The sequence below is a fragment of the Gottfriedia solisilvae genome (genome assembly GCF_002128405.1).
In the GTDB taxonomy this organism is placed as follows: Bacteria; Bacillota; Bacilli; order Bacillales; family Bacillaceae_G; genus Gottfriedia; species Gottfriedia solisilvae.
The window spans coordinates 629,110-652,667 of the sequence record NZ_NETJ01000002.1 but is presented as its reverse complement, the minus strand read 5'-3'; the positions used below and the strand labels follow the sequence as shown (position 1 = coordinate 652,667).

At 31.8% G+C, this 23,558-nt stretch carries 31 protein-coding genes; 9 read left to right on the top strand and 22 right to left on the bottom strand.

Going from position 1 to position 23,558, the window contains the following annotated elements:
• Positions 1-13: 13 nt before the first annotated feature.
• A complete protein-coding gene (locus tag CAB05_RS07980; protein WP_087999290.1) occupies positions 14-340 on the bottom strand; it encodes a hypothetical protein in 327 nt (108 codons plus the stop codon).
• A 213-nt stretch (positions 341-553) separates the two neighbouring features.
• On the opposite strand from CAB05_RS07980, the gene lepB reads away from it, so the two are divergent.
• The 4 genes from lepB to CAB05_RS07960 all read left to right on the top strand — a co-directional run bounded on the left by lepB (position 554) and on the right by CAB05_RS07960 (position 3,063).
• Complete coding sequence (gene lepB, locus CAB05_RS07975) at positions 554-1,186, top strand: signal peptidase I (protein WP_087999289.1); 633 nt, start codon at positions 554-556, stop codon at positions 1,184-1,186.
• A gap of 179 nt (positions 1,187-1,365) precedes the next feature.
• Positions 1,366-1,656 (top strand): hypothetical protein, encoded by a 291-nt coding sequence (locus CAB05_RS21860; RefSeq protein ID WP_142283068.1) that lies wholly within the window; start codon positions 1,366-1,368, stop codon positions 1,654-1,656.
• Positions 1,657-1,821: 165 nt separating this feature from the next.
• The gene (locus tag CAB05_RS07970) at positions 1,822-2,247 is read left to right on the top strand and encodes an SRPBCC family protein (RefSeq protein ID WP_087999288.1); all 426 of its coding nucleotides are present in this window, start codon (positions 1,822-1,824) and stop codon (positions 2,245-2,247) included.
• A gap of 630 nt (positions 2,248-2,877) precedes the next feature.
• Positions 2,878-3,063: a hypothetical protein gene (locus CAB05_RS07960; RefSeq protein ID WP_087999286.1), complete on the top strand. Its 186-nt coding sequence runs from the start codon at positions 2,878-2,880 to the stop codon at positions 3,061-3,063.
• A 112-nt stretch (positions 3,064-3,175) separates the two neighbouring features.
• On the opposite strand, the gene CAB05_RS07955 is transcribed toward CAB05_RS07960, so the two are convergent.
• From CAB05_RS07955 to CAB05_RS07915, 8 genes are all read right to left on the bottom strand, one after another.
• Positions 3,176-4,297 carry a low temperature requirement protein A gene (locus CAB05_RS07955; protein ID WP_142283067.1) on the bottom strand — a complete coding sequence of 374 codons (1,122 nt, stop codon included), beginning with the start codon at positions 4,295-4,297 and terminating at the stop codon, positions 3,176-3,178.
• A 567-nt stretch (positions 4,298-4,864) separates the two neighbouring features.
• Positions 4,865-6,247, bottom strand: coding sequence for an L-cystine transporter (locus tag CAB05_RS07945; RefSeq protein ID WP_087999283.1), 1,383 nt, complete (start codon positions 6,245-6,247; stop codon positions 4,865-4,867).
• Positions 6,248-6,589: 342 nt separating this feature from the next.
• Positions 6,590-7,162 carry a hypothetical protein gene (locus CAB05_RS07940; RefSeq protein WP_087999282.1) on the bottom strand — a complete coding sequence of 191 codons (573 nt, stop codon included), beginning with the start codon at positions 7,160-7,162 and terminating at the stop codon, positions 6,590-6,592.
• 115 nt (positions 7,163-7,277) lie between these two features.
• Complete coding sequence (locus tag CAB05_RS22655; RefSeq protein WP_087999281.1) at positions 7,278-7,556, bottom strand: PspC domain-containing protein; 279 nt, start codon at positions 7,554-7,556, stop codon at positions 7,278-7,280.
• 325 nt (positions 7,557-7,881) lie between these two features.
• Positions 7,882-8,529 carry a hypothetical protein gene (locus tag CAB05_RS07930; protein ID WP_087999280.1) on the bottom strand — a complete coding sequence of 216 codons (648 nt, stop codon included), beginning with the start codon at positions 8,527-8,529 and terminating at the stop codon, positions 7,882-7,884.
• 58 nt (positions 8,530-8,587) lie between these two features.
• Positions 8,588-9,364 carry a GNAT family N-acetyltransferase gene (locus tag CAB05_RS07925; protein ID WP_087999279.1) on the bottom strand — a complete coding sequence of 259 codons (777 nt, stop codon included), beginning with the start codon at positions 9,362-9,364 and terminating at the stop codon, positions 8,588-8,590.
• A 39-nt stretch (positions 9,365-9,403) separates the two neighbouring features.
• The gene (locus tag CAB05_RS07920) at positions 9,404-9,910 is read right to left on the bottom strand and encodes an NUDIX hydrolase (RefSeq protein ID WP_087999278.1); all 507 of its coding nucleotides are present in this window, start codon (positions 9,908-9,910) and stop codon (positions 9,404-9,406) included.
• Positions 9,911-10,708: 798 nt separating this feature from the next.
• On the bottom strand, positions 10,709-11,014 hold the full coding sequence (locus CAB05_RS07915) for a YqkE family protein (protein ID WP_235821393.1): 306 nt from the start codon (positions 11,012-11,014) through the stop codon (positions 10,709-10,711).
• Between the two features lie 101 nt (positions 11,015-11,115).
• Here CAB05_RS07915 and CAB05_RS07910 point away from each other — a divergent pair, with 101 nt between their 5' ends.
• Both CAB05_RS07910 and CAB05_RS07905 read left to right on the top strand, forming a co-directional pair.
• Positions 11,116-11,361: a zinc ribbon domain-containing protein gene (locus tag CAB05_RS07910; protein ID WP_167374463.1), complete on the top strand. Its 246-nt coding sequence runs from the start codon at positions 11,116-11,118 to the stop codon at positions 11,359-11,361.
• A 21-nt stretch (positions 11,362-11,382) separates the two neighbouring features.
• Entirely contained in the window at positions 11,383-12,315 is a 933-nt protein-coding gene (locus CAB05_RS07905; RefSeq protein ID WP_087999276.1) for an alpha/beta hydrolase, read from the top strand.
• A 74-nt stretch (positions 12,316-12,389) separates the two neighbouring features.
• Here the strand turns inward: CAB05_RS07905 and CAB05_RS07900 are convergent, their stop codons facing one another.
• Complete coding sequence (locus tag CAB05_RS07900) at positions 12,390-13,553, bottom strand: iron-containing alcohol dehydrogenase (RefSeq protein ID WP_087999275.1); 1,164 nt, start codon at positions 13,551-13,553, stop codon at positions 12,390-12,392.
• 69 nt (positions 13,554-13,622) lie between these two features.
• On the bottom strand, positions 13,623-14,198 hold the full coding sequence (locus CAB05_RS07895; RefSeq protein ID WP_087999274.1) for a GNAT family N-acetyltransferase: 576 nt from the start codon (positions 14,196-14,198) through the stop codon (positions 13,623-13,625).
• A gap of 161 nt (positions 14,199-14,359) precedes the next feature.
• Here CAB05_RS07895 and CAB05_RS07890 point away from each other — a divergent pair, with 161 nt between their 5' ends.
• The 3 genes from CAB05_RS07890 to srtD all read left to right on the top strand — a co-directional run bounded on the left by CAB05_RS07890 (position 14,360) and on the right by srtD (position 16,380).
• The gene (locus CAB05_RS07890; RefSeq protein WP_087999273.1) at positions 14,360-14,560 is read left to right on the top strand and encodes a CDGSH iron-sulfur domain-containing protein; all 201 of its coding nucleotides are present in this window, start codon (positions 14,360-14,362) and stop codon (positions 14,558-14,560) included.
• 173 nt (positions 14,561-14,733) lie between these two features.
• Positions 14,734-15,756: a processed acidic surface protein gene (locus CAB05_RS07885; protein ID WP_087999272.1), complete on the top strand. Its 1,023-nt coding sequence runs from the start codon at positions 14,734-14,736 to the stop codon at positions 15,754-15,756.
• A gap of 3 nt (positions 15,757-15,759) precedes the next feature.
• On the top strand, positions 15,760-16,380 hold the full coding sequence (gene srtD, locus CAB05_RS07880; protein ID WP_087999271.1) for a class D sortase, LPxTATN-specific: 621 nt from the start codon (positions 15,760-15,762) through the stop codon (positions 16,378-16,380).
• 36 nt (positions 16,381-16,416) lie between these two features.
• Here the strand turns inward: srtD and CAB05_RS07875 are convergent, their stop codons facing one another.
• The 11 genes from CAB05_RS07875 to CAB05_RS07825 all read right to left on the bottom strand — a co-directional run bounded on the left by CAB05_RS07875 (position 16,417) and on the right by CAB05_RS07825 (position 23,491).
• Complete coding sequence (locus tag CAB05_RS07875; RefSeq protein WP_087999270.1) at positions 16,417-17,358, bottom strand: aminoglycoside phosphotransferase family protein; 942 nt, start codon at positions 17,356-17,358, stop codon at positions 16,417-16,419.
• Between the two features lie 138 nt (positions 17,359-17,496).
• Positions 17,497-18,312: a lipid II flippase Amj family protein gene (locus CAB05_RS07870; protein ID WP_174567278.1), complete on the bottom strand. Its 816-nt coding sequence runs from the start codon at positions 18,310-18,312 to the stop codon at positions 17,497-17,499.
• A 38-nt stretch (positions 18,313-18,350) separates the two neighbouring features.
• On the bottom strand, positions 18,351-18,644 hold the full coding sequence (locus CAB05_RS07865) for a hypothetical protein (protein WP_087999269.1): 294 nt from the start codon (positions 18,642-18,644) through the stop codon (positions 18,351-18,353).
• Between the two features lie 22 nt (positions 18,645-18,666).
• On the bottom strand, positions 18,667-19,173 hold the full coding sequence (locus CAB05_RS07860; RefSeq protein WP_235821413.1) for a GNAT family N-acetyltransferase: 507 nt from the start codon (positions 19,171-19,173) through the stop codon (positions 18,667-18,669).
• Positions 19,174-19,533: 360 nt separating this feature from the next.
• Positions 19,534-20,028, bottom strand: a complete 495-nt coding sequence (locus CAB05_RS07855; RefSeq protein WP_087999267.1) for a DinB family protein — start codon at positions 20,026-20,028, stop codon at positions 19,534-19,536.
• A 161-nt stretch (positions 20,029-20,189) separates the two neighbouring features.
• On the bottom strand, positions 20,190-20,642 hold the full coding sequence (locus tag CAB05_RS07850) for a BclA C-terminal domain-containing protein (protein WP_087999266.1): 453 nt from the start codon (positions 20,640-20,642) through the stop codon (positions 20,190-20,192).
• Between the two features lie 245 nt (positions 20,643-20,887).
• Positions 20,888-21,070: a hypothetical protein gene (locus CAB05_RS07845; protein ID WP_087999265.1), complete on the bottom strand. Its 183-nt coding sequence runs from the start codon at positions 21,068-21,070 to the stop codon at positions 20,888-20,890.
• A gap of 323 nt (positions 21,071-21,393) precedes the next feature.
• On the bottom strand, positions 21,394-22,227 hold the full coding sequence (locus CAB05_RS07840) for a Cof-type HAD-IIB family hydrolase (protein ID WP_087999264.1): 834 nt from the start codon (positions 22,225-22,227) through the stop codon (positions 21,394-21,396).
• A gap of 391 nt (positions 22,228-22,618) precedes the next feature.
• The gene (locus CAB05_RS07835) at positions 22,619-22,834 is read right to left on the bottom strand and encodes a DUF2922 domain-containing protein (RefSeq protein WP_235821391.1); all 216 of its coding nucleotides are present in this window, start codon (positions 22,832-22,834) and stop codon (positions 22,619-22,621) included.
• Between the two features lie 17 nt (positions 22,835-22,851).
• Positions 22,852-23,076 (bottom strand): DUF1659 domain-containing protein, encoded by a 225-nt coding sequence (locus CAB05_RS07830; RefSeq protein ID WP_087999263.1) that lies wholly within the window; start codon positions 23,074-23,076, stop codon positions 22,852-22,854.
• A gap of 82 nt (positions 23,077-23,158) precedes the next feature.
• A complete protein-coding gene (locus CAB05_RS07825; protein ID WP_087999262.1) occupies positions 23,159-23,491 on the bottom strand; it encodes a YolD-like family protein in 333 nt (110 codons plus the stop codon).
• Positions 23,492-23,558: the final 67 nt, after the last annotated feature.

Below are 23,558 nucleotides of genomic sequence, written 5' to 3'. Positions count from 1 at the left end.
TCAATCCTAAAAATTAAAATTCAGTCCAGTAGTAAATGACTGTCGTAAGTAAGGATATAATGGTAAATGATAAAGACACTAAAAAAGAGAATGACTTTTGTGTTACTGTGATAGGCCCTTCTGTTCCGGTAACTTTCATGCCCGTCTGTGCTTGAGTACTCAAATTTACACTATTCGATGCAAAACCTCCACTACTTGTGAATAAACGAATAACAATCGTTACAATTAGTCCAACAAAAAATGCATAGTCAACCATTTTAGCGTTCATTAAATCTGAAACGAACCAAGTTAAACCAATTAGAACTCCTAATGTGATGATTGCAAAAATTAACTTCTTCAATTCCATCTCCCTTTCGAATGACAAATACTTGTTACGAAACAATTTAATTTATGGAAAATATATCCATATTATTTAAATACTTCTATTTAAGATCGATCATTCCTTCAAAACCCATATAAATTTATTCCGATTTTCATTACAGTTCTAATCATAAATAGATAAAAGGTAATGATTACCATCAAATAGAATATTGATATAAATGGAGGGGATCTTATGAAACACTTATTTTTTATTTTTGGGATGTGCCTCATTCTTGTCGCCTGTCAACAGAAAGAGAAATCGATTGTAATAGAAACAATAACAGACACCTCAACTCTTGAAGATGTCCCCGTATTTGATTCAGTTGGGTATTCAGAAATAGATTACTTATACGATGCTATGTATCGTGGGCACAATGAGTATTCAGGTACTTTAGTGGTCGATAAGGAGTATTACATCAAAAATAAATTTCAGCGTGGTGAGGTTGTATTCTTCAAAACACCAAAAACTGGTCAGAAAAATGTTGCTCGAGTAATTGGATTACCCGGGGAAACACTTGAAATCAAAGATGGTCAGATATTTATTAACAACAAAAAATTAAAAGCTTTCTATGCAAAATCTATGAATAATGGAATTTCAGACTTTCATACTTATCAAAAAATGATGAAAGCAAATGGGAATGAAATTATAGGTGAAAATGATTGGAAAGAATATTTTCATAGAAACCTTAAATCAGTGGTCATTCCAAAAAATGAAGTGTTTATACTAGCTGATAATGGTTGGAGAATAAAAGACAGCTATGAACTTGGACCTATATCTCAAGACTATATTGAAGGAAAAGTTTTGGGTATGGCTGAAGATTACTAATAGTTGAGTGTATTAATTTTGAATTCATTCCCTAATGAAAAGAAGGGTTTTTACATCCCCTTCTTCTCACTTGAATAAGTAATTTTGTCGAAATTGAAATGTAACTTTAATCATTATTTGTGTTAGAATTTTACTAAATATTTCAATATTTTTCCATTTTATGAAAGGATGCTAATCATTTGGGTAAAAAAGTTATTGATATTGTGAAGCTTAGAAAAATTGCCATTATTTGTTGGCTCATCTCAATTCCGCTAAACTTTATTGGCCGACTCATTTACGGGTTTAATATCTTTTTTTATTTAGGCATTTTCTTCTTATTCTTATTTGTGATCATTACCCTATTCTTCTGGAAATGCCCTAATTGCAAAGTACGATTGCCATTTCAAATCAATTTTGAAACAGAGGTGTACGATTATGTCCTTTGCCCACATTGTGAAATAAAAGTGGAAGACGGCGAAATCATTGAATAAATCATTAAATCAACTAAAAATAAAATTTATGTAATTGGGTTACTACTTAGGCTTATGGAAATAATGATGAAGTAGCATAACCTTTGGAAATCATTTACAATGTAGTTAAGCAGCTTTAGTTCAATACATAATAAAATATTCTTATTTTGAAGGGCGGTAAATGAAATGCAAACATTTGAAAACGTAACAATTCAAGCAACTGTTCAAGCACCAGTTGAAAAGGTATGGCACTATTGGAACGAGCCAACTCATATTAAAAAATGGAACACTGCTTCAGATGACTGGCATACACCTTTTTCTGAGAATGATTTAAGAGTTGGTGGGAAATTCGCATCAAGAATGGAAGCAAAGGATGGAAGTTTTGGTTTCGATTTTGGTGGAATTTATGATGAAGTAAATACAAATGAGTATATTGCATATACACTAGGTGATGGTAGAAAAGTTACAATCACTTTTAAGGATTTAGGAGACGCTACTGAAATCGTTGAAACGTTTGATGCTGAAACTCAAAATCCAGTTGAGTTTCAACAACAAGGCTGGCAAGCAATTTTAAATAATTTCAAAAAGTATGCAGAGGAAACATCTAAATAATAAGTGCTAGAAGATTCTAGCAATCGTTTTTTTTAGATAGTTACTAAAATAAATTTGTGGCATTGACTGTGGCTTTGATTTTTTTAAGGCCATGGTCATGCCACTTTTTTAATTATGCACCCCTCCCATGAGCATTAGAGATTTCTTTCAACTGTCTTTTTGCATGTTATTCTTATTCAGCAATTTCAGTACATGCTCATTAGGGCTCCAGCAATCAAATTTATATGTCGTTTTTGTTTCGAAACCTAAACGACTGCAATAATATTTCATATTTCTTGATTCTTTCACTGCTTTAAAATGTTTACAAGTAGCACAGCAATGAAAATCTTTCATTAAGACATGCACCTTTCCCTTTTTCTAATCCAAATTAGATAGTTCATACTCATTCTCCTATCAATTTATCTCTTAAACTACTCATATAAAAAACAGTCAGTAAGACTTTCCTCATTTTACCTTTTCATATTTATTACTTTATTTACATTTTATCTCTAAAATTGAAGCATCAAACCTTTGAAAGGGTTTTCTCATTGAGAAAAAGCATGATAAACACACATTTTTTATAATAGCCTGTTTTTGATTCAACATAACTATCAATTGTTCATAAAATATATTGATAGGGGGGATAACTAAATGGATCGCGCTATTCTTTTAATGTTAGCTAGTATTTTAGCAGGTTTTGCTTTATTAAGAATTCCTTTAGAAGGTACTTTCTTAGCAAGTTTAGAACCAGTAACTACTATAATTGGTATTTTAGCTGTTGTAATTTTCTCTCTTGTTCTAATCTATAAAGGTTTTATGTCTTTACTGGGTAAATAAAAATTTCTTCTTGCCCAGATAATCAATATATATATGGACTTATATTTTACTATATACCACCTGTATCTATGGAAATCTAAGGTACAGGTTATTTTTATTTTTTACGATTTTACTAACGATTTGTTAGCTTTTCGTAAATCATACTTACTTTTGAATAGAAGTGAACAATTAAAAAAAATAGTAATAATTCAATCATCACGCCAATTGGAGGAACGACTAGTATTAAATTCATTATAAATATGATTATGAGAATCACTAATAATAAAACAATATGGTTTATTTTCAAATCCAATCTATTATTCTTACATTTATGAAAAACAATAGAAGTTGATAAATAGTAAATCAATACAGAACCGAAAACGAAATAGATCATATATGAATAACTGACTTCATTTACATACATTAATTTAATAGATGCTGCGATCATGCTTAGAGACATTAATATAAATAAATGCCCATAAATAATAGTCTGTCCTGCTCTTTTAGCATGTTTGTTTACCTTCCGTTCGATGTTATGAAAATAATGCAACCAGATCAAAATAATAAAAATAAACGTTATAATTGAAAAGAATATTGCATGCCAACTTCCACTTAATGGTTGTAGTATAGTAATGATGCTAATGACGGATTCTCCAAATAATATTAAAGTAAATAAAGCAAAGCGTTCTAGCAAATGAGCCGGATTTATTGGTGCTTTTACCAAATACTTACGTCCTAAAATTGGAACAATAATATCAACTAGTATCCCAGCATACAATACTGCGTACCTCATCCAGGAGTCAAAAAATAATGACAGAAATGAAATGAAAATCCCAATCCAAAAACGCGTTCCTAAGTACATAGCTACCTGTTTTCTATGACCATTTTCAAGCTTTAAAACGCGTAGATATTGGATCGCTGTGATCGCTCTAATTCCAATATAGCCAATTAGAAATGAAAAATAGTATTGATCAAAATCCACTGATAAACTCGATACCAAAATGAGCACAAAAAACATTTGAAGAACCATAAAAACCTGCTGATTAATATGATCTTTTCCAAACCGATTTGTAAACATCGTTTGACCAGTCCACGACCACCATATAGGGATGAACATTAAGACAAATTTAAACAAATATTCTGGATGTACCAACCCATTCTCCACGTGGAGTAGTACATGTGTTGAAGTTGTTACAGCTGAAACAAACAGTAAATCATAAAATAGTTCTAACCATGTCACTTTTTTCTCTTCCACTTTTTTCATTCCTTTTTCGCTATTTTAGTATGTGTTAGTTGATTACAACTTTTGTCTTTAGCCTTTCAAATCCTAAAAAGAAACAATCATTTTGAAAAATTGCCCTCTTTTATGTTGAAAACCGGAAAACATTCGTTTGATAGTTCAAATGGTGACACTGTTTACTATTAAATAAATAGGTGTATAAACCATTAATGTAAATGTAATCACAATGATTATCGTTAATTCCTTTTTGACTTCCAATCCATTAATTAATAGTTTTATAAGATCAATTATGCTTATGATAAACACTATACAAATAAAGGGCATCAAATAGATACCTATGAAACTAAAAATTGTTGTCATTTTTCCACCTCTATCTAAAAAATCATTGCTTATAGAATTCATTATCAAATATATAATTCTTGTTATTTATTTATATTCCTTTTATAAACAAAAAACGAGTCACCCTAAGCAACTCGCCAGTTAGTAAAATAAAATTATAATTAATTATTTATATATTAGAAATAAAAATTGGATAGCCAATAATGACTATCCAAAAAAGTGTATGAGTATCTTCTGTTAATTTTATGCTTCTACTACATTTGGCTGTTGGTATACTTCATTTTCGAATTCACCTGTCGCCTTACTCGTTAGAATTCCAGATGTCATTGCTCCGCTAACGTTTAATGCTGTACGGCCCATGTCAATTAGAGGTTCAACTGAGATTAAAAGCCCTACGATTGCAATTGGTAGATTCATAACAGATAGTACGATTAAAGCAGCAAATGTTGCTCCACCACCGACACCTGCTACACCAAATGAACTAATCGCTACGATTATAATTAGAGAGATGATAAATGATATACTTGTAGGATCAACACCAGCAGCTGGAGCAACCATTACTGCTAACATCGCTGGATAAACCCCCGCACATCCATTTTGCCCTATAGAAAGTCCAAATGAACCAGCAAAGTTTGCAATTCCTTCTGAAACACCAAAATCTTTCGTTTGTGTCTTTATTGTCATCGGTAAAGTTCCAGCACTTGTACGTGATGTAAAGGCAAATGTTAAAGTTGGTAATCCTTTTTTCACGTAATGTAAAGGACTTAGTTTTGCAAATGATAATAGTAGTAAATGTACAATAAACACTAAAATTAATGCCACATATGAAGCCACTACAAACTTACCTAATTTGACAATTGCATCATAATCACTAGTTGCTGCAACTTTTGTAATAATTGCTAAAATACCATATGGCGTTAAACGAAGAATTAATGTAACAACTCTCATAGTTATAGCGTATAAAGTATCAATAATTTTAGAGAAGAATTCTGCATGCTCAGGATCCTTTCGTTTCACACCTAGATAAGCAATCCCTACAAATGCTGCAAATATAACAACTGCAATTGTAGATGTAGCTCGTGCACCTGTTAAATCTAAAAATGGATTACTTGGAAATAATTCAAGGATTTGTTTTGGAATAGTCATATTTTCTACAGCCACAACACGATCCTGTAACTCTACATTTCTAGCATTCTCTGCATCACCAGCAGTTAACTCAATTCCATCAAGTCCAAATCCTAATGCTGTACCGATTCCAATTGCTGCCGAAATAGCAGTCGTTCCAAGTAATAAGCCAATTACAAGGAAACTAATTTTCCCAATATTTTTGGTTAACTTTAATTTTGTAAATGCTCCGACAATAGAAATGAAAACCAGTGGCATAACAATCATTTGTAATAGTTTTACATAACCACTACCAACAATGCTAAACCAATCAATTGTACCTACTGTAACTTCATGATCTGTTCCATAGATTAAATGAATGATATAACCAAAAATAAGACCTAAACCTAAACCTGCGAATACGCGTTTTGAAAAAGATACATTCTTTTTCTGCAATAAATATAAACCAAACATAAGCAATAATAAGACCGCGACATTCAAAATAATATAAAATGTGTTCATCCTTTTCCCTCTTTTCTTTATTTAGTCTATTTTACGAAATTCTAATCCAAGTATTCATATAAATCAAGTAGGAATTTGTTTTTTATTTATTATTCTTACTTTTATGACGATTAGTACGCAGATATGCTTCTTAAAGCATCTCTTAGAAAAACCAATAAAAAGCATAGATCACTCAAAATTAGCCATACTCAAATGATCTTAAAACTAAAAGTTTTAGGTAATAAAAAAAGGACCTTCACTTGAAGATCCTCCTAATAAACCCAATGTTAATTTAATAAGTCTATTTTTGTCTTAAAATTTTAAAAAGCACTACAAATACTTCGAACTAGTTTAAGGAATCTATCAATTTAACTTCTCCCGTTTAGCAGCTTCATAATAAGAAGTGAAAATACCGAAAAAGCCCATAAAACCGACTTGTAAATTATGATATAAAGTTTGCAAATCATACCTCGAATCATTTTTTGAGTTTAGTATATATAATATTTGCTTTTGAATCGACTTACATCTGATGATTGCATACGTTAAATAAGACTCTGTTTCTTGAGAAAAGTTTTTTTCTGACTCTAACTCCATTAAACTTTCTTTTAATATTTTCATATCTTCATAAAGACTATATAGATAAGAGGGTTTCATTTTAGATGCTTCTTCTTTTACTAGCCATTCCTGCTCAGACATTAATAATAAGTAGTCCACCCTAGAAGTTATATCTTCTGAGAAAACATTTTCTTTCAGATCGTTTTTATAAACTTTTTTAAAATCTCGTAATTCCTTAACATAGCCTCTCACCATTACATTATCAGCATTATATGAATATGACTTATTTAGACTGAGATTTGAGTAGGGATAAAAATACGTATTAGCTAAAAGCAAGAGAATTGCTATAATGATCCATTTTCTTTTTCTATTTTGCTTCATGGTGGTTCCTCTTTGTATGTTTTAGTATTCTATTATTTTTATTATAAACCAATAAAAAAACTGCCGAAGCAGTTCATTATGAAGAAGTAAAAAGCTAGTTTAAAAACTATTTCCCTCAAAGACTATTAAAAAAGATTACAACGATTGCAGATAAAACAAGCGCTAATATTACTGTTTTAAATGTGTTGTTCTTTTTATAACGAAAATTACCATAGAGTGATTCATCCTTGCCCATAAGTGCTCCCAAAATTAAATAAAGTACTATTGAAACTGGCAAAAATATAAATACCAATCGTACGATAAATGATGGAATCAAAAGCCCTTCTGCAATTCCACCACAAACACCTAAAAATATATAGTCCGTATTTGACTTCATTAACCGATTTCTGTTCATTATCTATTTTCTCCAAAATCATTTTAAACCTTCAACATTCTATTTCTAAAACATTTTCTAAAAGTCTCTAATTTACTATATCTTTTATATACAAGTTCGACAATATAAAGTTCATCATTATTAATTACCAAACCTTGCCTCTACTGGGGATGCTTTAGTTAAACAACGTTACGACAGGACATCGTGGTTTTTGCATGCCTACCATTTTCTAGGAGGCTCAGCTCAAGCCCCACGAAAAAGGAGTATCCTGAGTTGTCTTCAATAACGTTTTCTTAAATAGCATGAATGTATTAAAAAACAGTCTAAAATCTTTTACAAAGAATACCTACATCATTTGATTTGCGATATTCGTAACATATCGTTTAATCTGTTCTGCAGTACCATTATTTGCTACAAATGCAAGTTCATAATATAAACCACCTTTTTCAAAAACAAGTGTATTTTGAATCAAATCTTTTTCAATATCATCCTCATCTGCTTTTTTTGATTTATCAAGTTTATATGAAACACCAATAGATGAAGAAATTCCTGTATAAGTACCACTAACTCCGTCTTTTAGTTGAACAATTTCATTCGGTTCTTCTGATTCAAGTTCAGACTCGAGCTCTGGTTTGTAATTATAAATCGTTACATTCATGCCAAAGGATTTTGATTTACTAAAATGGGAAAGCATATAACTCACATTCAATTTCTTACCATTATGACCAACATCACTAATGTATAATGATTCAATCGGTTTTACCTTAAACGGTAGTTTATTAGGTATTTTTATTGTAAATGGAAGTGCCTCTAACCCTTCTTCTTCTAAAGAAGAAGATTCATATGTTATGGGAATCATCTTTCTTTGTTCCTTTGTAAGACGTGATTGATCACTCTTTTTTAAATTAGAAGTATCCAATGTATTTTTCTCTCGTTTTTCACATCCAAAAGGAATTAAAAGTAAAACTAAAACGAGTATAAGTAATTTTTTCATGTGCATTCTCCAGTTGTATGATTAAGTTTTATATTTTATCTTGTAGTATTTAAATTTACTAGGTGACTTTGACGTTTAATAATCTAGTTTTAGAAACCATACCAGCACTTTCTAATGTTTGTTTCGAATGTACATTATAATACCAGCAGCCACAGATCGGATTTAAATGATTGTCATAACACCATTCTTTCAAATGATGTATCATTGTTCTACCAATCCCTTTATTTCTATATAGTTCATTTGTAAACATGCCAATACTTGCATAACCTTTGAGTAACTGACTTCTTTCTGCAATCCCTATTCCCAGTAGTATGTTTCCATCCATTAAAGTGAATATTTGTTTGTTTTCAATACGATCCTCTAATTCATCAATGAAGTCCTGACATACCTCTTTTATTTTTTTTGCATCGCTTTGGACTGCAACTTTAAATTCTCCGTTTTTATATAATTTCTCTTTTGGAATTTCCATTTTATTATCTTGAAAGAAATAAGCTTGTTTTTCAATTTTATAATCATGATCTAATACCAAGCTTAAAAAAAGTTCGTCGCATGTTGGAACCATTATGGATTGAACCGAATGTTCCTCAAAAACTTGATTAAAAATCTTTTGCGAAACATGATAATAAGGTAAGTCTAAATAAAATTGTGTAAGGCATTGATTATGATGAATCGCATAATAACCTATGACTTCAGAACTGTCACAAATAGAATAAAATATAGATTGAATGATATGGTCCTCTAAAAAGGAATCAATAGGAGAACTTAGTTTATTTACATATTCCGAGATTAAATGATTAACATCACTTTGTTTACATTCTTTAAATTCAAATCTCATTGCTGAGCACCTCCTATTTACATTTGTTGAACTACTTCATTATTTTAATGTAAGATTTTTTGTCCACGCTTCATCCCATTGAAAGTAGACTTTCTCACTTTCTTTTTGAATGAAAATAGAAGTCGGATATGGTAAAGCAAGTTCGGGCATTTCTTTTGGAGCAAAATAACGTAATTCTACTGTCTCATCATCTATTGGAACAAGCTCCCCGTGTTCAACTTCACACTCAAACATAAAAACGTTATATTCAACTTTATGACCATTTGGATATTGGTAACGAAAATCTTTTCCTCCGAAAATTCCAACCAACTTCTTTGGATTCACTGTTAATCCCGTTTCTTCCCAAACTTCACGAATAACTGCTTCAGCAGGGGCTTCTCCCATTTCAATCGCACCAGCAGGAAGACTCCATTTTTCGCCGTTCCCTTTATTTTGCAATAAAATTTCTCCATCTTGATTACGAATAATTCCAGCCACACATGGCATAAAAATTAGTTCATTCCCCATGATTTCACGTATTTTTTTATAGTATTCTGACATTCCCATAACTTAAACTCCCTTGTATATTAAACTATTTGTTGTAGTAACTATTATTTTCTTTGCTCATTTCTGAATAAATCTATGATCGTAAAGCTTGCTTGACCAGTTGGTAATCTAAGTAAAAATAGAATATGAAAATATATATATACATAAAAAGATAACGCTTTAATTTTACTAAGTATTTGACTTCCCTCAATTAATGAAATTAAAAGTATTGCAATAAAATACAGTAATAATTGGATTAAATAAGTATTTAGTCTTTTCTGTTTCGGTATTTTTTTTACAATTGAATCAATTACTAATGTAATAGGAACTCCTACAGCAACGTAAATAAGAAAAAATACAATCGCGACAAATAATTGACTTCCATCTTTGCTAACGTCCTCAGTTACAAAAATGATAAAAATTGAAGTAATAATAGCTATGAAAAATGTAAGAATGTTGTTCGTAGTTGATAAAAATTTCAGTACCTCTATGTAGTTTTTGAATTCGTTTAATTCAAGCTAAGAATTAACATTTATTATATCATTTTTACATATCATATCTGCTAATTATGGAAATAAAAAATGAGTCGCCGAAGCAACTCTTTACGATCTATTAATATGCAATCATTAGTAGTTAAAGGCAATAACACTACTCTCCTAAAACAGCCTTTTTGGCTATCTGTTTTCATCGAATGGAACTGTTTTTTCTTTTAGAAATTATTAATTAAAAAATCTTTGCAAAATTAAAACCTCTAATGCAATGCATTAAAGGTCATATATTTTGCTCAGCGAAGTCTCTCAATCTCACTAAAACCGTTTATTATTTAAAATCTTTCCAAGATATATTACTCTCATTTAATAGCTCTTCGAATGATTTATTCTTTTCTTTTAATCTTTTTTCTTCACGAATTCTCGCTTCTTCTTCTTCTTTTTGTTTCACTTCTTGATCTTGTAATTGTTTTTTCGTGGCTTTTAATTTTTGAAGTAATTCTTCATTCATTAATGAGCCTAATGTATTTTTTTCTTTTTGCTCATATGAGGGTTGTTGCGTTTGTTGTGTTTTTCTTTTTTTCGCCATTTTGTTCCACCTACCGTAATTATCAATCATTTTTATTAATTTTATCATGAAATAGAGATTTGTGAAATTCACTTGATTTATGTTAAAATTAATTTCCAAAAAATTCTAATTTTTCGTGTTCAACAAATTTCAGGTAGAGGGGTTTTTGTATGTCTAATGCAGGTCAAATGATTAAAGATAAGTTTGTATGTTCAAAGTGTAAACAAACAAATGCTAAAATAAAAGAAGTATCAATGTCTGGGGCTGGTCTAAGTAAGTTATTTGATATTGACTATAATCATTATTTATTTGTCTCTTGTTTAAACTGTGGTTTTGTAGAAGTGTATAATCCTTCTATTTTAGAAGGAAAAACGCGTGGTGAGCTTTCAACTATATTAGATATTTTATTTGGTTAAAGAAAGAGTGATGTTTAAAACATGTTGTTTTTTATCGTTTTCCTTTTCATTTTTTTAGTGTACTTTATCATTGTTGGTTTCTATTTTACAAAGCAAGTTTTGTTTATGAAAACAAATTCATTAGACTATATCTACCAGCGTGAGTCAGAAAATTTACGATTCGACGAAGGGTGGTATCGTTCAATTGATAAGCAATCCTTTACTGTTGAATCCCATTATGGATATCATTTAAAAGGATTTTTATATGAAATGTACGACACAAACAAATGGGTTATTATTACGCATGGTGTAACTGTGAATAAAAATAATTCAATTAAATATGTTGAGCTTTTTTTAAAGCTTGGTTTTAATGTATTAACCTATGATCATAGACGTCACGGTGAATCAGGTGGTAATACAACTAGTTATGGTTTTTATGAAAAATACGATTTACAAACTATCATACATTATTTAAAAGATTTGAAAGGTCATATTGTACTTGGTATACACGGAGAATCAATGGGAGCTGCTACATTATTACAGTATGCAGGATTTGTTGAAGATTCAGCTGATTTTTATATATCTGATTGTTCATTTTCTACATTTGAGGAACAGCTAGTGTATCGTTTAAAAGTTGAATATAACATTCCTAAATGGTTGATTCTGCCTGTGGCTAGTATTTGGTTAAAACTTCGTGAAGGTTTTTGGATAAAAGATATTTCTCCTTTAGATGCTATACCACATATTAAAAACCCAATTCTTTTTATTCATAGTAAACCAGATTTATATATCCCTTATTCTCATTCGATGCAATTATACGATGCGAAAACTCAAGGAAGAAGAGAATTATTCCTTGCAGAAAATGGTGGCCATGCTATGAGCTTGAATGAAAACAAATCAGAATACTATGTCGCTGTTTCATCCTTTTTAGACGAAATTGTGAAACAAACGACTATGAAACAAAAAACTTTATAGAAATTAAATTTTCGAAAATACTTAATCATAATAACAAAAAAGGATAGAGATTAATTCTCTATCCTTTTTCTCTATTAAAGTGCTGCTTTTAAGATTTTTAAAGCATCTTCTTGATCTAATTTTTTAAAGTATCCAAATGGTCCGTACTTCACGGTTTTTGCTGACATTTCTTCAAGTTGATCTTCTGTAATTCCATATTCACTTAGTTTGCTAGGTGCACCGATTGAATTCCAGAATGAACGTAATGCTTTGATTCCTTCTAATGCCCATTCTTCTTTTGATTTTGTTCCTTGTTCAATGCCGAAAACTCTTTCTGCAAATTGACCAAAACGATCAACATTTTCACTCATTACATACTCCATCCAATGTGGGAATATAATCGCTAATCCTCCACCGTGTGGAATATCTGATACTGCAGAAACAGCGTGTTCGATATTATGAGTAGCCCAATCTCCTTGTACGCCCATACTTAGTATGCCGTTTAATGCCATTGTTCCACTGTAAAGAAGCGTTTCTCGTGCTTCATAATTATCTAAATTTTCGACTGCAATTGGAGCTGTTTCAATGACAGTTTTCAATATCCCTTCACAAAAACGGTCTTGAATTTTTGTATTTGTTCCATGATGGAAATATGACTCAAGAACATGAGACATAATATCCACTGAACCGTATACTGTTTGATCACGTGGAACTGTAAATGTGTTTTGTGGATCTAAGATTGAAAATGTTGGATAGCTAAATTTACTTCCCCATCCTAATTTTTCATTAGTTTCCCAGTTTGTAATAACTGATCCTGCATTCATTTCAGATCCAGTTGCTGCTAGTGTTAAAACTGTTCCAAATTTTAATGCGCCAGTCGGAACTGCTTTACGAGTAATTACATCCCAAATCTCACCATCAAATTTTGCACCTACAGCAATTGCTTTCGTACAGTCAATAACTGATCCACCGCCAACTGCTAAGATGAAATCGATATGCTCATCTTTACAAATTTGAATCCCTTTATGTACCGTAGATAATCTTGGATTTGGTTCAACCCCACTTAGTTCGTGAATTGTTTTATCCGCTTCTTTTAAAATCCCTACAATTTGGTCATATAGACCATTTCTTTTTACGCTGCCGCCACCATAAACAAGTAATACATTTTTTCCAAAGCTTTGTGCTTTGTCCTTTAGTTTTTGTACACTATCTTTACCAAAAATTAATTCTGTTGGATTTGCAAATGTAAAAAAGTTCATACGTTTCCCTCCTATTCTTTTCATCTTAATTTTAACTGAATTCATAGAAAGGATGCATCTGAAACGACTTTAGATTCGAATATTTCTTTCAATAACTGGAAAAACTAAATAATCGTATGGTTTTCCCATGATTTGTTGAACCTTTTCATATCCAAAACCTACTTTTTCATACAAACGACGTGCTGCTGGTTTATCTTGATCGACATTTAAGGAAACTCTTTTTACTCCGATTGTTTTCGCATGTTCCAATAAGCCGTTTAACAGCTCTGTACCAATGCCTAAACCTTGGTATTCTGGATTTACCGACACCGTATCAATATAGAAATCGCCTTCTTCTGCTTCTTTATCTACTTTGGCATCCTTTTTTGCATTTCGACTGATGATTTCTAGCATTTCTTGATCAAGCTTTGCTAATTCCGAAACATGATAGGCAATAATGACACCAATCACTTGTCCTTCATATACTTTCACAAGACAGTTATGATAACTTAAGCGATTGTTCTCAGATTGCACGTAATATTTTAATAATTTTTCTGCTTCTTCATAAGTTTTTGTTCCTGTTAACATAAAAGCAATATCTTCAATAGCTTGTACGATTAATGGAACAATTTGCTTTGCATCTTCTTTTTTTGCTAAACGAATCATGATTTCACCTTTTATTCTTTAATTATTACTTTAATATAACATATTTACTTGTAACCTTCGTAACATTCATAACAAAATTGTATAATTCGTATGATTTCCCCCTTTTTTTTTAATAGTAATTTAATGTATAATTAATCTAAATGTGTTTAGGAGGCAATATTATGTCTGATGTTCAAATTAAAGTACTAGATAATGGTCCTTTACGAGTTACTGGAACGGTTGAGCTAATTGATGCTGAAGGAAATAAATTCCCTCAAAAAGCCGCTTTTTCATTATGTCGTTGCGGATTATCAAGTAACTTTCCGTATTGTGATGCTTCACATAAAGGAAAGTTCGAATCTGTAGTACGCGCTCCGAAATAAGTTAAGTACATTGTAAAACCGATTCGTTCGTTATTCGTACAAATCGGTTTTACTCTTGGTGTAATACCACTATTCTTATTTTGGATGATAGTTTGAAAGATTCATAATCTATCTAATAGACTTGCGCACATTTCATTTTTTATCTAATAGGATAATACTTAGGGGGAAGCAACATGAAGAAAATCGTAGCATCAATCGTTTTATCCGCAGCTCTAGTTACACCAGGAGTAACTGCTTTAGCAGCACCAGACCAAACTGAGTTAGATGCTTATTTAACAAGCATTAACATGACTCAAGATGAGTTAGAAGAGTACTTAAATTCATACTATGGTGAGTCTATTGAAGATTATGATTCTGTAGAAGAATTAGAAGAAACATTAGGGGATCCTTTAACTGAAGAAAGTCTAGCGGCTCTTTTAGATGAGTACGGATACACAGAAGAAGAAGTGAAAGAACTTGCAGTCTTTTATGATGATATGGATGAAGATGCAACTTTATTAGATACTTATTACTTTACATCAGATGTTGAGTATTTAATTTTAATGGAAGAAGAAGATACTGGTTCTCCTACTATGGAAGACTTTGCTGATATTTTCGAAATGATGGGTATTACTGAAGATGAAATTAATACCTTAACTGAATATATTGAAAATGTTGTTTCAGAAGATCCTGCAGTTGAAGCTAAATTAGAAGTTTTAGCTGAGAGAATGACTGATTTGTCTGATCAGTATGAAGATATTTTCTCAATGGAAACAACGCCTGAAGAACTTCCAGCTGCACTAACAGCTGAAATGGCAAATATCGTAAAAGAACTTCAATCTACATTAAAAATTGATGTGAAAGTATCAATTGAACAAAACGGTGTAAAATCACCTCTTACTTTTGCTCAAATGCTGACAATGGACGATTCATTGGAAACTGCTGAAAACGTTAAGCTTTATGTAGATATTTTTGATAATGCAGGTAATTTATTATTAGATGCAGTTTTATCAGATGAATTATTCTCTGAAATCGACATTCCAGGATTAGTTGATGATGTAAAAACTGTAGTGAATAAACCACAAACAATTTCTAGAACTGAAAATGGCGGAAAACTACCAAAAACTGCTTCTCACACAACTGAGTGGGCGTTAGCTGGTGCATTCATGATGTTATCTGCACTTGCTTTACGTAAAAAAGCAAACGCTAATCGTTAATCGATGAATCGTAAACGGAAAATTCTTTTAACACTCTCAGCTTTCCTTTTTCTAGTTGGCTTATTTTTCGCTACGACAAATGCTTTTACGATGATTAAAACATATGTGCTTTATAAGCAGACAAAAGATGAATTTAAAGAATCTGTGAATAAAGAAACAGAAAAAAAGTTAGAACAGAAAAAAAGGAATGAACCACTTTATAAGACTTTTCCAAAATTTGGCGATGAAATGGGAACATTAACGATCCCTCGGATCAATGCAGAGATTCCAATATTTCATGGTACTAATGAGGACGAGCTTTCTAAAGGGATTGGCCATTATGCTAAATCGGTTCTACCAGGTGAGAGAGATAATAGTGTACTAGCGGGTCACCGTGATACAGTATTTCGCCAACTTGGCGATGTGAAACTTGGCGATCAACTCATTGTAACAACTTCAGCTGGTACGTTTACGTATGAAGTGCGAAAAATTCGTATCGTTGATAAAGATGATCGTACAGTAATTATTCCAAAACCAAGACCGACTTTAACTGTAAGTACTTGTTACCCTTTCCGCTATATCGGTCCTGCACCACAGCGCTATGTACTTGTTGCTGGTTTAGTAAAATCTGAAGTAAATAAATAATGAAAAGACTCACTACGATTAGTGAGTCTTTTTATGTTATTTCATATAATCTTTCAATTCTGCCCAATACGTTTCATTGTTTAAATTTCGAACGCTCCATTCATAGTGACCATCACTACAATTTTCTGAAAAGAAATTCGCTGAATAATAACTATAATAAAGTGCGTAAAAGTATAGAATTCCCTTTACTTCCTCACCTAACGTTTCGATGATCATATTTACGTAATGATTTAATTTTACCGCTCCTAGTTCATCATATAGGTCAAATAAAATCCAACTTAAAGCGACATCAAATAAATAATCACCAGACATTGTCATTAACCCAAAATCAATGACACCGTTAATTTTACTTTCATCACTAACTAACAGATTAGATGGGTAGAAATCTCCATGAATTAAGTCATACTCTCCTTCATATTTCTTGGATAATACGTTTAGAAAATAAAGGTATTTACTTTCGTAATCTTTTACATCCTTTATTAAGTATTTTTCTACTTCTTTATTTTTTTGAATCAGAGATTGTTTTAAAAACTCATTCCAATCTGCTGGCTGATTTGGGATTTCATAATCCTTTAATAATTTATGTCCCTCTATTTTCTGTTCAAGTTTTATTTGTTTTATGTTTAAAATCGTTGATAAGTACTGCTTAAAAAAGGCATTCAACTGATCGTAATCGAAGTTAGACAAATCCTTTTGTATATTCCTACCTTCAATTCGTTTCTCGATTGTTATGACAACTTCTTTTTCTTTTATAATTTCATATATTCTTGGCAAATTGAAATCAACGACATTTGCATTTATCGATTCATAAAATGACTTTAAGATTTTTTGTTTTTCAAATGCTGAAACTCGATACAACTTGAAAACTCGATCTTGATGATACGAATAAACCTCTGCTTCCTGCCCCTTGCCTAAGAAATCATTTTCATTAACATTATATTTTTTTAAAATGGATGACCGGACATTTTGTTTTATCATCGCTTATTCTCCATTACATATAATTTCTTGTTTACTATTTTCCAATAAAACTATATTCTCTGTCTATTAATTTTAGAATTTTATAGACGAGATAAATAAAAAAAGCGATTCAACTAAATGAATATCGCAAGTTTTTTCTTATGTCATGAATTGTGTAACCCAAGCAATATACTTCGCCCCAGGTATAAATAGCACTTGCGCAAAGATTGTTCCAAATAATCTAGAAGAAACCATCATGATTGAAATTCCTTTTAATTTTGCATAACTGCCTCTATTATTTACAACATCATCTGCTAAAACTGATATTTTCGGATCAATTAGAAGTGCTAATAATATCGTCGCGACTCCATTGATCAAACCTGACGCCATAGCTGTACTTGTCGTTCTTTCAGGAGCTAATACAGATGCATATAAGGCTGATAGTACACCAATCGTATAAATTGCTGTGACGATTAAATTAATCAAAAACAACTTATATGGTATGTCTTTTAAATCAATTTCCTTTAAATATGATAATCTAGGCATTCGAAAGTGCTTAAAGTTTCGTTTAAACATATCAATCGTAAATGTTTTTTTTAGGACAGTTAAAATAGATCCCCGCTCATTACTTAATTCAATAATTGCTCTGGAGAATAAAGCTACAAATGTTGGCATCAGTAGTATACCAATGATTGTCCCAACAGTTGATGCCCCGATCAATACTCTTATTTGATCGTCTATAAATTCTAATTGATGACTGTTTCTCGCACGATCTACTAATCCTCCAGTAAATGGTTGTTGGATCATGTTTGACATCCGAGAAACAATTACCATTGTATTAAATAGTGATAAAGCAGACGCGATCAGTTTAACTCTTGCCCCAGAAAGTCTGACTGAATATGCAAGCGTTTCGATACTATGTATAATTAAGATGAACAAAGAAATCATGATTACATTTCCCGTTATCATTCCCATGAACTTCACTTCTTTTCATCAACTTTTAAAGTCGTATTTTAATGTATGAATGGTACTAAGATCAGTAAACAACATGATAGAATTACTAATAAACGTGTAGTTTTTTTCGAAAGCTTATACATTTTCTTCCCACTATACCAACCAGAAAATTGTATTTTATTTCGATACAATACAAATAGTAAAAGAAAAATACTAACACCGATGACCCATCCATTTTGATTGCTGATCGTTACATGTAAATTCGTATAAATTAATTGTAAGAACCCACTAAACAGCGCTCCTAATATAGTGAAAATAGCTATGATTCTAATGATTTCTAATATAAACCTCATCTTCTGCACCAACCTGTTGTTTTTATCGTATTTTAGCCATATAAAATTCGTCTAAAAATTGATCTTTAACTAAAAAGGATTTTCTTTTCATTCCTTCAACTTCAAAACCCATTTTTTTATATAAATTTACTCCTGCTTCATTTCGTGTAACAACTGTCAGCTCTAATCTTACGATGTTATGTACAATTGCCCACTCATCTAATTGTTCAAATAATGCAGTTCCAATTCCTTTCCCTTTATGCCCATCCAATACACCAATCACTACATATGCAGTATGTTTTTTCCTATTTGTTGTACCACCAATTGTTATTAAATACCCGATTAATTCGCCTTTTTCTTCTGCTAAAAGAATCGTTGCATTCTCCTGTTTTTCAATCATTTCTAGCTGCTGGCGTTGTTTGTCCACTGTAGTTTTTCTTTCACCGGCTTCAAATAACATATAATCTGCTTTACTTTCAACTTCCAATAGTAATTTTAAAAACCTCTCTGCATCAATTGGTGTTGCTTCCCTAATTTGCACTTTCCACACTTCCAATGCTTTTATATTATGGAATATTATACCACTATTTTCAAATTATTTTTTTCATTTTTTCGGAGGCTGTTTTCGTAACTTTTAATAGAAAGATAGTTGTATACTCGGCTCACTTTTTCATGAAGTGTGCGGTGAGCTCCCACGATTCATTCTTACCTACATATTGACTTATCTGTTTCCTTCCCTTCAAAAGGCTCAAGAGCTTCTCCAATTAAATTCTTTAACACTCGCTATCACAAAAAAAAACACCATAATAGGTGTTCCAATGTGTAGACAAAGTACAAAAAATTAGATTAGCAGACTAATTGAAAACGCTTGTCTTTCGAGGCGTAAAGCTTAATGAGTAGTTCTTCAGTCTTAATCTTCTACAATATGCCATGATCCTTGTGCTTTACGAATAAAGATGATTTGTCCAATATGGTATGTATTATGGGTACAAAGATTGGAAATTGCTTGCCACCAATTTGCATCTTCTGGAAATGTCGGGATATGCTCATGGAGTTTTGATTCAGTTGTCTCCTCTATTACTTGCTGCCAACTTGCCAATCCTTCATCTAACTTTTTAACAAGCGTTTTCCAACTTTCCTCTGTAACATGATCAACCTCAAAAAATGTATCTGCATTTCGCTCAACAATTTCTGTTGGTAAGACTCCTTTAAATCGCTTTAACCATCTTTCATTATAAAAATGTAAATGATTAACTATTTCAAGGATTGAATGCATTGCTTCTGATTGCTTCCAAACTATATCTTCTTTATGTAAGCCTTCTAATGCTATACTTAAAGGCTTAATCCAGCTTTCGTCATTTCTACAGATTGCTAACTGATCTAATAACAATTCTTTTTTACTCATTCATTTCTCCTTTTCCAAACATATTTCTTCATCTATCTATTTCGTTATATTTTATGATTACCCTTTTTTGATTTTATCTTGTACACAATAAAAAATGCACTACCTCATAATGATCAGTAATGCATTTTTGAATCCTAGATACCCTATCTCGGCTTACTGTATTAATGAATTTTATAGATTGTAAGCGTAGCTCCTGCTCCTGTTGCTAAAGTCGCTAATCCTACAATTCCAAACAATTGAAGAGAAATCGTATCCCCTGTTTCTAATGGCAATATAATTTGATTATTATACTGTGTTCGACTGATGACAGGCGTGATTGTCGTAGCATCTACAGGTCGACGATTGACTAGTAATCTAGTAGAAAGTGTTGTTTCCGTAGTTGTATTTACTGAATAAATAATAAAATAATTCCCTGGGTGTTCGATCGTTAATCTATCATTTGCCTCATTGATCGTGATTTCCTCTCCAATATTTTGGAAAGATGAGAATGTAACGTCTGTCCCTTCATTCAATACTGCAATTACTCCACTACTATTTGTAATATGTGCAAAATGTCTTCCACCTAGGCCTAGTGGTGTTGGTCTATGCGGTCTTGGATGTCTTCCAAAATCCATACTATCACCTTATTCATTATATTAGACATTGATCCTCCACCTGAAAATAACGTCCTTAAAGCTTGTCTATATTTCCTATACTCTATTAATATGATTTACTTTCACTTTCGTTACTATTTTCTCATGAATTTAGTCAATATTTACATGGAAAATAAAAATCCTTAGTTCTTTGGAAGACTAAGGATGGTAGGATATTATACTAATCACGAATAATACTTCATGCACTTGATATTAGACAAAAAGGTTTACGTAGACCTTTCCATGATACTAGCAATTCTTTCTAGTGCTTCTGTTTGTTTTTCTAATTCAACATTCCTTTTTTTCGCTAAACGTTCATATTTCTTATAAAAAAAGTAGACAATAGCTACCGGTATTCCAATATAAAAAATAAGAAAGTATATTGGTAAAAAGCCAATGATTGAATGCATTGATTCCACTCTCCTTTAAATTGGTTCTATAACTATTATGCATCTTCTCTTAGTACCAACATAATGCTCTAACGCAACCTACTGATTCTATACTCCAAGTTATTGTTAGTCGGTTTTATCACTTTTTCTATGTCTACTTAATTATTTCTATAACTAGGAAGATTTCCCTTTACTAGTTTTTTAACCAACCTATTTCACCTCCTTCCTGTTCAAATTTAGGATTCCGATGGTAAATCTTTTCTCACAGATTTCCAAAAAATTTAAAGGTCTTTTTAAACGCAAAAAAACCTTATCCATTAATGGATAAGGCTTTCACATATTATTTAGTTTTGTTTCTGTTTTTGACTTAAGAAATGATAAATTGCATGTGCTACTCCTGCTTCATCATTTGTTTTTGTCACAAATGCACATTGGCGCTGAAGCTCCTCTTTTGCATTCCCCATTGCTACTGGAAAACCTACCCGATTAAACATCGATACATCATTAAAGCTATCTCCAATTGCCATACTTTCTTTTAAATCTACACCTAAAATCGGTGCCAGTTTTAACAATGCAGCTCCTTTGCTTACATTTGCTGCATTAATCTCAACATTATTTGAATGCGAAGAAGTGATTAATAAATTCTCTTCTTGCATAAGTCTTAGTCGAATTCTTTTAATGACTTCTGGATCATTCGAAAGAAATAATATCTTATATACATCAAGATCTTTAAAATCCTCTACCGATGTATAATTACGAACCTTTCTTAAAGTAGCCGTTACTTTATGAACTTTTCCAGTTTCCTTATTCGTAAAAAACTCTTCATATAAAGTATCACGACATTTAGTAAAAGAACCTTCACTTGTACTAATTATAAATGTCTTATTTTCCTCTTCACAAATTGCTAAAGTCTTTGCAAATATGTCTTTATCCATTGAATCATTATGCAAAATATTGGCTTCATTGTCATAAATTTGAGATCCATTTAAACAAACAATCGGACAAGTTAAACCTGCTTCATCCAAAGTTTCTTTTGCACTTTCGTACATTCTACCTGTAGAAATGACAACATGGATTCCTTCCTTTTGTGCAGCTCGAATGCTTTCTACGTTTTCCTTTGGTATTCCATTCTGACCATTTACAAGCGTGCCATCCATATCAATTGCAATCAATGCCATGTCGTTCGCTCCTTTTCTACTATTCTATTACTATCTTAAGCCTAAGTATTCACTAATTACTAGTAAAAACATTTTTATTCATACATTCTTATTATAACGCATAAAAAAACCTCCTGCATTCGCAAGGAGGTTTCAGACTGTTGACAAACGCTCGCTTTCTTCGTTGCTTCGCCTGCTTGCGGTGCTCATTACCGTCAAAGGTAACTCCGCTCCTCATCCGGCTTTGCGCCTCGAAAGACAAGCGTTTTCAATCAGTCTGAATCTCTTAGTTTTTATACTTTGTCACAAACTAAAACCTCCTGCATTCGCAAGGAGGTTTCAGACTGTCTTGTTGCTTCCATTTTTCACATTTTCAATTCAGATTTTAAAGCGTCCGGACATTTTATTTTTTTCATAGATCAATATCGATGACTTCTTTACCAATAAGGCGCGCACTTTGTACTGCTACAACAGTTCCACCAGATGAGGTAAAAACATTATTTGCTACAATTTTATCCATTACTTGCTTAACTAGTGTTGGATTAACTGGAATCGTAGGATTATCGACAGTTAATGTAACAATTTTCTCTTGTTCATTTAAAAATTTTAATTCTAATGTTTGGATCATCTTCCATCTCCCCTTTTCTATATATTGTTTAAAAGCACTCCGTTACTTAATACTTCCAATTCTGCTACAGGTAAATCTTGAAGTGATGCCAGTGCATTACCAATCAGGATTAGCTTCTCTAAATCCACACCGACCTTCACATTTTTGTATACCTTTTTCTTGATGATGTTTTTCCCCTCTGCATCTTTTCCTGCATGTAAATTTACATACAAAGTTAGTTGTTGAGTAGCGATTTGCGCCATTTCCAACTCCCCCTTTCGTTGTATATATAAAAATAAGGGAGTTATTTTTCGCTAACACAAACAATATTTATGATTTGGGTCTTCACGTGCCAATCTTTACATCAACAATATCACTTAATATTAGCTCCATATAACCTGCTTGTTCTTCGTATATAGAAAGTCTATTTTGATGTAAATTAATTTTCCCTACTTTTCCACTCACGCTATGATGATGGTGATCTTTATAATACGTAATCTGTACATTTTCATCTTCAAAAACAGCTTGCTGAAGATAGCGATTCATCTCTTCTAATAACTGCTCATCCACATCTCTTTGCTGTTCATAGTTTTGTGACACTTTCCAGTCGCGAAGCATCTTTACATGTTCAGGTAACATCATTGACGTCCATTTGATCGTACCTCGGTCACGAATCATTTCAATCTTCTCCTTTTATCTATCTTTCTTAGTAACGTTTTGGTATCACGCCTTCTATTTCTCAATG